The following is an 8,288-nucleotide window of genomic DNA, read 5'->3' on the forward strand; positions in this document are numbered from 1 at the left end:
CTGACGGCCCTGCTCCAGGCCAAGATCGGCCGTCCCCAGCTCTCCAAGGCCGACTGGATCGCACTCGGCGCCATCGTGCGGTCCTAGGCGCCCTCATGAAACAAAGTGCATGTCTTGGCCGTTAGGGACTAGACGCCCTCCAAAATGTGCATTATTGTGCATCTAACGGTTAAACCAAGACGAACTCAAGGGTGGCCCATGGCCGGGGAAGATCGGCGCCTCGCAGGCGGCGCGACATTCATCGATTTCCAGACCGAACCGTCCCGCTACAAGCACTGGAAGCTCGCGGTCGACGGCGACGTCGCGACCCTGACCATGGACGTCGACGAGAATGGCGGCCTGTTCGAGGGCTATCTGCTCAAGCTCAATTCCTACGACCTCGGCGTCGACATCGAGCTTGCCGATGCGATCCAGCGGCTGCGCTTCGAGCATCCCGAGGTGAAGGTCGTGGTGATGCGCTCGGCCAAGAACCGCGTGTTCTGCGCCGGCGCCAACATCCGCATGCTCGCGGGCTCCACCCACGCGCACAAGGTCAATTTCTGCAAGTTCACCAACGAGACCCGCAACGGCATGGAGGATTCGTCCGAGAATTCCGGCCAGCGCTTCATCACCGTGGTGAACGGCTCGGCCGCCGGCGGCGGCTATGAGCTCGCGCTCGCGACCGACCACATCATCCTCGCCGACGACGGTGCTTCCTCGGTGGCGCTGCCCGAAGTGCCGCTGCTCGCGGTGCTGCCGGGCACCGGCGGCCTCACCCGCGTCGTCGACAAGCGCAAGGTGCGCCGCGACCATGCCGACTTCTTCTGCACCATCGAGGAAGGCGTGAAAGGCAAGCGCGCCGTGCAGTGGCGTCTCGTCGACGAGATCGCACCGAACTCCAAGCTGGAAGGCAGGATTGCCGAGCGCGTCAAGGAATTCGCAGCTTCCTCCAGGCGCAGCGGCAGCGGCAAGGGCATTGCGCTGACGCCGCTCAGGCGCATCGTCGACGAGACCAGCCTGCGCTACGGCTTCGTCACCGTCGACATCGATCGTGCCGCCCGCATCGCCACCATCTCGATCAAGGCGCCGGAGACGGCGCCGCCCGCCGACATCGACGGCATGATGGCGCAGGGCGCTTCGTTCTGGCCGCTCCAGGTCGCGCGCGAGCTCGACGATGCGATCCTGCATCTGCGCATCAACGAGCTCGAGATCGCCATGCTGGTGTTCAAGAGCCATGGCGACCGCGCCCATGTGCTCGCAGCCGACGCCTTCCTCGACACCAACAAGGCGCACTGGCTGGTCAACGAGATCAGGCATTACTGGAAGCGCGTGCTGAAGCGTATCGACGTCACCTCGCGGACGCTGGTGACGCTGGTCGAGCCCGGCTCCTGCTTTGCCGGCACGCTCGCCGAGCTCGTCTTCGCCGCCGACCGCTCCTACATGCTGATCGGCACGCGCCAGGGCGACAACCGGCCGCCGCCGTCGATCGAGCTGTCGGCGATGAACTTTGGCCCGTATCCGATGAGCCATGGTTTGACGCGGCTGCAGTCGCGCTTCCAGGCCGACCCGTCCGACCTGGAGCGTGYGGAAGCCACCGTCGGCACCAGCCTCGACGCCGAGGAGGCCGAGGAGCTCGGCCTCGTCACCTTCGCGCTCGACGACATCGACTGGGATGACGAGGTCCGCGTGTTTCTGGAGGAGCGCGCCAGCTTCTCGCCCGACAGCCTCACCGGCATGGAAGCGAGCCTCCGCTTCGTCGGCCCGGAGACAATGGAATCAAAGATCTTCGCGCGCCTCACCGCCTGGCAGAACTGGATCTTCCAGCGCCCGAACGCGGTCGGCGAGGAAGGCGCGCTCCGCCGTTACGGCAGCGGGCAGAAGCCGAAATTCGATATGACGCGGGTTTGATGACTCTCGTGTCCCGGGCGCGCTGCGGCACAAAGTGACGCTGCGCAAAACCGGGACCCATAGTGGACCGAATGATGGATCCCGGCTCTGCAGCGCACCGCTTCGCGCTGCGCAGCGTCCGGGACAAGAGACAGACCAAGGAGCACGGCCATGAACATGAACATCATGAACGTCGACTACTCGACCAAGATTCCCAACAACGTCAATCTCGCCGAAGACCGCCAGGTGCTGAAGGCACTCGAAGGCTGGCACCCCGGCTACATGGACTGGTGGAGCGACATGGGGCCGGAAGGCTTTCAGGAGTCGCTGGTGTATCTGCGCACCGCCTACTCCGTCGATCCGCGCGGCTGGGCCAAGTTCGACTATGTCCGCATGCCCGACTACCGCTGGGGCATCCTGCTTGCGCCGCAGGAAGAGAATCGCGTCGTTCCCTTCGGCGAGCATTATGGCGAGCCGGCCTGGCAGGAAGTGCCAGGCGAGCATCGCGCCATGCTGCGCCGCCTGATCGTGATCCAGGGTGACACCGAGCCGGCCTCGGTCGAGCAGCAGCGCCACCTCGGCAAGACCGCGCCCTCGCTCTACGACATGCGCAACCTGTTCCAGGTCAATGTCGAGGAAGGCCGCCACCTCTGGGCGATGGTCTACCTGCTCCAGAAATATTTCGGCCGCGACGGCCGCGAGGAAGCCGACGATCTGCTGCGCCGCCGCTCCGGCGATGCGGACGCGCCGCGCATGCTCGGCGCCTTCAACGAGGCGACGCCGGACTGGCTGTCCTTCTTCATGTTCACCTACTTCACTGACCGTGACGGCAAGATGCAGCTGCACAGCCTCGCGCAGTCGGGCTTCGATCCCTTGTCGCGCACCTGCCGCTTCATGCTCACGGAAGAAGCGCACCACATGTTCGTCGGCGAGACCGGCATCACCCGTGTCGTGCAGCGCACCTGCGATGCGATGCGCGAAGCCGGCATCACCGATCCGACCGATATCGCAAAAGTCCGCGCGCTCGGCGTGATCGACCTGCCGACCATCCAGAAGAAGCTGAACCTGCACTACACGCTGTCGCTCGACCTGTTCGGCTCCGAGGTCTCGACCAACGCGGCCAACGCCTTCAACGCCGGCATCAAGGGCCGCTATCACGAGACCCAGATCGAGGACGATCACCAGCTCAAGAACGCCACCTATCCGGTGCTCAAGTTCATCAACGGCGAGATCAAGCTGGTGGACGAGCCGGCGCTGACCGCGCTCAACATGCGCCTGCGCGACGATTACAGCCAGGATTGCGTCAAGGGCATGCTGCGCTGGAACAAGGTGATCTCGACCGCGGGCTACGACTTCAAGCTGACCTTGCCCAACGTCGCCTTCCACCGCCACATCGGCGAGTTCAAGGACGTCCACGCCACGCCCGACGGCATTTTGATCGACGATGCCACCTGGGCCAAGCGCAAGGACGAGTGGCTGCCTTCGACGRCCGACGGCGACTTCATCACCTCCTTGATGCAGCCCGTCACCGAAACCGGCAAGTTCGCCTCCTGGATCTCGCCGCCGAAAGTCGGCATCGACAACAAGCCCGGCGATTTCGAGTACGTGAAGATCGAGTCGTAACGGCTGCTTGCGAGACGCGACGACCGCGCCATACGAAGACTGTCATCACCCGCGAAAGCGGGTGATCCAGTATTCCAGAGACAGCAGAGATAAATCGAGAAGCCGCGGCGTACTGGATGCCCCGGTCAAGCCGGGGCATGACAGCGGAGTGTGGGCGCCGCCGCCTAACCCGCGATCTCCAGCCCGGCATTGGCGTAGACCACGCCGCCATCCACCGCGATGGTGTTGCCGACCACGTAATCGCCGGCACGCGAGGCGAGATAGATCGCGACCCCTGCCATGTCCTCGTCGGTTCCGATGCGCCGCGCCGGAATGCGCTTGGCGACCTCGTCCGAATGGTCGCGCGCGGCCCGGTTCATGTCGGACTTGAACGCGCCGGGCGCGATCGCGGTGACGTTGATGTTGTCCTTGATCAGCTTCGTCGCCATGCGCCGCGTCAGATGGATCACGGCGGCCTTGCTGGCGGCGTAGGAATAGGTCTCGCCCGGATTGACGAAGATGCCGTCGACCGAGGCGATGTTGATGACCTTGGCCGGACGTTCTGCGCTTGCCGCCGCGCGCAGCGGCTTCGCCAGCGCCTTGGTCAGGAAGAACAGCGACTTGACGTTGAGGTCCATCACCTTGTCCCAGCCGCTTTCTGGGAATTCGTCGAACTCCGCGCCCCAGGCCGCGCCGGCATTGTTGACGAGGATGTCGAGCTTCGGCTCCAGCTTGATGATTTCGCCCGCGAGCTTGTCGCAGCCTTCGACGGTCGAGATGTCGATCGGCAGCGCGATGCACTCGCCGTCATATTGGCCTGACAGCTCTTTCGCCGTCGCCTCGCACGGCCCGGCCTTGCGCGCGGTGATGTAGACCTTCGCAGCGCCTTGCGCCAGGAAGCCCGCCGCGATCATCTTGCCGATGCCGCGCGAGCCGCCGGTCACGAGTGCGATGCGGCCTTTGAGCGAGAACAGATCGTTGAACATGGTACCTCCCTTTGGTTTGGCGACGTTTTGGGCGGGGAGGGGGAGGGAGTCAATCGCGTCGTCGTCCTGGCCTTCGCCAGGGCGACGGCAGAGTTGGTTATGGCCGCGGCTGCATCAGCCTCAACTTGTCGTCCCGGCCTAGTGCGCAATTGCGCACGGGGGCCGGGACCCATAACCACAGGGAGAAGTTTGGCGAAGACTCGTTGTCCGGTACTCATACCAACCGCAATCGATAGATTCCGCGGTATGAGTCCCGGCCTGCGCCGGGACGACAACTACGCCGCCGCAATCCGGCGGAAGCCGTTCCACATCGCGGTCGCGGCGCCCGAGGTCAGCACCGGCAGGATCCGCGCGTCCTGGTAATTGCCGTTGAGCGAGACGCGCGGCAGCGCGGTCATGTGGCCGGCGTTCTCGGCGAACAGCATGCCGGGTCGTGTCGTCACCGCGGTCTTGAAGCCGGCCGATGCGGCCAGCGCAAATTCGCGCATCCCGGCTGCCTCGCGGTCGCCATAGGGATAGGCGAAGTGCAGCACGGGACGCTCCAGTGCCTGCTCGATCCGCGCGCGGCTCACCGCCATCTCCTGCGCGGCGATCTCCTCGCTCTGCCTGGCGAGATTGCAATGGCTGATGGTGTGCGCGCCGATCGTGACCAGCGGATCTGCGGCGAGCTGCTTCACCCCGTCCCAGGACAGGCAGAGGGTGCGGCACAGCGCTTCCATGTCGACGCCATGCCTGGCGCAGAGCGCCGCGATCTCGCGCGAGAGATCATGCTCGCCCGGCAGCGCGCGCAGCCAGTCGTGCAGGCGGTCGAACGCCGCCTGTTTCGCGGCAGGCGTCGTCGCGTCGAGCCGGAGCGCGGAATCGCCGATTGTTACGTCGATCTGCTCGGCCCCGGCGATCACGGCTTCCAGCGCCGTCCACCACAGCCGCCCCGTGCCCTCGGCGAAATCGCTGGCGACATAGACCGCCAAAGGCGCGTCAAATTCGCGCAGCACCGGCAGCGCATGGTCCAGATTATCGCGATAGCCGTCGTCGAGGGTGAAGGCGGCGAAGCGGCGGGTGAACCGGCCCTGCACCAGCCGCTCATGCAGCTCGTCCATGCTGACGATGTCGATGTCGCGCGAGCGCAGATGGCGCAGCGTCGCGCGCAGGAAATCCGGGGTGACCTCCAGATGCCGGTTCGGCTGGAACGCGGCGTCGCGGGCCGGCCGCACGTGGTGCAGCATGAAAATGGCGCCGACGCCCGACAGCAGCGGGCGCAACAGGTGGTGCGCTCCGCTGAAATAGAGTGCTCCCAGCCCGGCGCGGATGACGTTGTTACGAAGTTGTTTCATGACCCGCTGGCGGACTCTGGCCTTCCGTTTTCAACTTACGGAAGAACCCTTGAAGAAAAAGTTATTCCAATTGTCCACGCAAAGGCCTTGCGAGGGCCGCCATTTCCGGTTTGACAGCCTGCCAAGGGTTTGTTTTGTCTCCGGTTCCAGAGTTCGGGTCGTCGAATGCAGAAGCTTTTCAGGTGGGCCAGCAAATGGTGGCCAGGGCTGATCCCCCTGGCCGTCATGTGGGGATTTGCGGCCTGGAATAACACCTTACCGGTCGAGGCGGACCTGTCCGCCCGCAGCTCGGCGGCGCTCAAGGATACCGTTCTGGACAAGACCCGGATCGCGGTGGACGGCCGCGACGTCAGCCTGGCCGCGGACGCCTTTTCCGAGGAAGGGCGCCGTGACGCCGTGATGGCGGTGGAGATCGTCCCTGGCGTGCGTCTGGTCGACGACCGGACCCGCCTCGTTGCCGAGGCGAAGCCCTTCGTCTGGAACGCCGAGCGTGACGTGGTGCGGGTGACGCTGTCGGGCTCCGCGCCCTTGCCGTCGATGAAGGCCCGCCTGACGGAGGTCGCGCGCAAGGAGGTCGGCGGCGTCGAGGTGGCCGATCAGATGGGGCTGGCGCGTGGCGCGCCACCGCGTTTCGAGGCCGCCGCGATGCTTCTGCTCGACCAGATCGGCAAGCTCAAGGACGGCAAGATCACGATCTCCGACACAAAGGTCAATCTGTCGGGGATGGCGCGCGAGCTCGGCGGACGCGAGGCGATCGCGGCTGCGCTGAAGAATTTGCCGGAAGGATTCTCGATCGCCGCCAACGACATCAAGGCGCCGCCCTACATCTTCCAGGCCTACAAGGACCCGGTTGCCGCGACCGTGACGCTGACCGGTTATGTTCCGGACAACAATGTCCATGCGGCGATCGCAACCAGCGCGTCGCGAAAATTCTTCAACGAGAAGGTCGTCGACAATCTCAAGGCCAGCCTCGGCGCGCCCGGCGCCTTCAACCCCGCCGTGGTCGCAGCGCTCGGAGCGCTGTCGCGGCTGTCGACCGGCACGCTCGTGGTGTCCGATCGCGAGGTGAAGCTGTCGGGCGATGCGCTCTATGAAGGCGCTGCCAACGACATTCGCGCCGGCCTCGGCAAGGACTTCCCGAAAAACTGGCAGTACAAGCCGGAAATCACGGTGAAGCCCGCGCCGGGCCCGGTCGACGGCACCGTCTGCCAGCAATTGTTCTCTGAGCTCCTGACCAAGGGCAAGATCCGCTTCGCAACGAAGCGCGCCGACATCGATCCGGACTCTGCGGGAATCCTCGACCATCTGATCGAGACGGCGCTGCGCTGTCCCACCACCAATATCGAGGTCGCCGGGCACACTGATGCCGACGGTGAGGACGCGTTCAACCAGGCTCTCTCGGAGAAGCGCGCGCAGGCGGTGATCGACTATCTGGTCAAGGCCGGCCTTCCCGCCAGCCGCTTCGCCGCGGTCGGCCACGGCAGCACGCAGCCCGTCGCCGGCAACGACACCGACGACGGCAAGGCGCAGAACCGCCGCATCGAATTTCTGGTGAGGTGACGATGCCCTATCTCCTCTCGTTCCATCTGGGCTGGCTGATCGGATCGCTGGTGCTGGGTTTCTGCATGGGCTGGATCTCGGTGGTCCAGCGCGGCAACGGCACCTCGAAAGTCACCGCGCGCTGGCTCGCCGCGCTCGCCGTCGCGCTGGTCGCGGCCTCGTTCGCGCATGTGGTCCCCGGCCGCTTCGGCTACTGGCTCGACCTCGGCCTCATCATGTTCGCCTGCTACCTGGTCGGCTGCACCATCGGCGCCTGGCTGCGCGACCGGGTGGTCTCGCGGAGCCAGCCGGCGGCTTGAGTCTCGGGGCCCGCCTTAAGGGGGCGCCTGCCTGACATCGCGATAACGGATTGATGGGTAGCCAAATTACCCAATGGAGAAAGCGCGCTTGACAATAATACGTACGTACGTATTATACGCTCCATGCCAAAGCCCTCGCTCAAAGACGCCATCCTCGACGCCGGCCTCAAGGTCATGTTCCGGACCGGCTATCATGGCACCAGCGTGCGCGACGTCACCGCTGCGGCGGGCGCGCCGCAGGGGTCCTTCACCAACCATTTCCGCTCCAAGGAAGCGTTCGCTTCGGAGGTGCTCGACCGCTACTTCGACGTCACCAGGGCGCTGGTCGCAGAAGCGCTTGAGGACACCTCGCTGACGCCGCGCGCGCGCCTCAAGCGCTATCTCGACATCATCACCGGGCGGCTCGAGGCCGACGGTTATGGTCGTGGCTGTCTGATCGGCGATCTCAGCCTGGAGGCGACCGGCAGCAGCGAAATGCTGCGCACACGCCTGACCGAGATTTTTGCCGAATGGCGCGTGCCGTTCGCGGCCTGCATCGCCGACGCTCAGGCGCGCGGCGAGATCGCATCCGATTTCGAGCCCGGGGAGCTTGCCGACTTCCTGCTCGCGTCCTGGCAGGGGGCGATCCTGCGGATGAAGGT

Annotated in this window: 7 protein-coding genes; 5 read left to right on the forward strand and 2 right to left on the reverse strand. The window is 65.1% G+C overall.

The annotated features are described in order from the left end of the window. Positions 1-198: 198 nt before the first annotated feature. Together boxC and boxB are read left to right on the forward strand one after the other, a co-directional pair. On the forward strand, positions 199-1,887 hold the full coding sequence (gene boxC / locus AC1D00_RS15990) for a 2,3-epoxybenzoyl-CoA dihydrolase (RefSeq protein WP_477011339.1): 1,689 nt from the start codon (positions 199-201) through the stop codon (positions 1,885-1,887). 150 nt (positions 1,888-2,037) lie between these two features. Beyond that, positions 2,038-3,489: a benzoyl-CoA 2,3-epoxidase subunit BoxB gene (gene boxB, locus AC1D00_RS15995; RefSeq protein WP_477011340.1), complete on the forward strand. Its 1,452-nt coding sequence runs from the start codon at positions 2,038-2,040 to the stop codon at positions 3,487-3,489. A gap of 164 nt (positions 3,490-3,653) precedes the next feature. Here boxB and AC1D00_RS16000 read toward each other — a convergent pair whose 3' ends face one another. Both AC1D00_RS16000 and AC1D00_RS16005 read right to left on the reverse strand, forming a co-directional pair. Beyond that, positions 3,654-4,454, reverse strand: coding sequence for an SDR family oxidoreductase (locus AC1D00_RS16000; protein ID WP_027542298.1), 801 nt, complete (start codon positions 4,452-4,454; stop codon positions 3,654-3,656). Positions 4,455-4,729: 275 nt separating this feature from the next. Next, the gene (locus AC1D00_RS16005) at positions 4,730-5,788 is read right to left on the reverse strand and encodes a polysaccharide deacetylase family protein (RefSeq protein WP_477011341.1); all 1,059 of its coding nucleotides are present in this window, start codon (positions 5,786-5,788) and stop codon (positions 4,730-4,732) included. Positions 5,789-5,953: 165 nt separating this feature from the next. Between AC1D00_RS16005 and AC1D00_RS16010 the strand changes: the two genes are divergently transcribed. The 3 genes from AC1D00_RS16010 to AC1D00_RS16020 all read left to right on the forward strand — a co-directional run. Further along, on the forward strand, positions 5,954-7,348 hold the full coding sequence (locus AC1D00_RS16010) for an OmpA family protein (protein WP_025575556.1): 1,395 nt from the start codon (positions 5,954-5,956) through the stop codon (positions 7,346-7,348). 2 nt (positions 7,349-7,350) lie between these two features. After that, on the forward strand, positions 7,351-7,647 hold the full coding sequence (locus AC1D00_RS16015; protein ID WP_025575554.1) for a hypothetical protein: 297 nt from the start codon (positions 7,351-7,353) through the stop codon (positions 7,645-7,647). 123 nt (positions 7,648-7,770) lie between these two features. Then, on the forward strand, positions 7,771-8,288 hold a 518-nt coding region (locus tag AC1D00_RS16020), incomplete at its 3' end, for a TetR/AcrR family transcriptional regulator (RefSeq protein WP_477011342.1).

Source organism: Bradyrhizobium sp. P2_E8, from assembly GCF_056403875.1.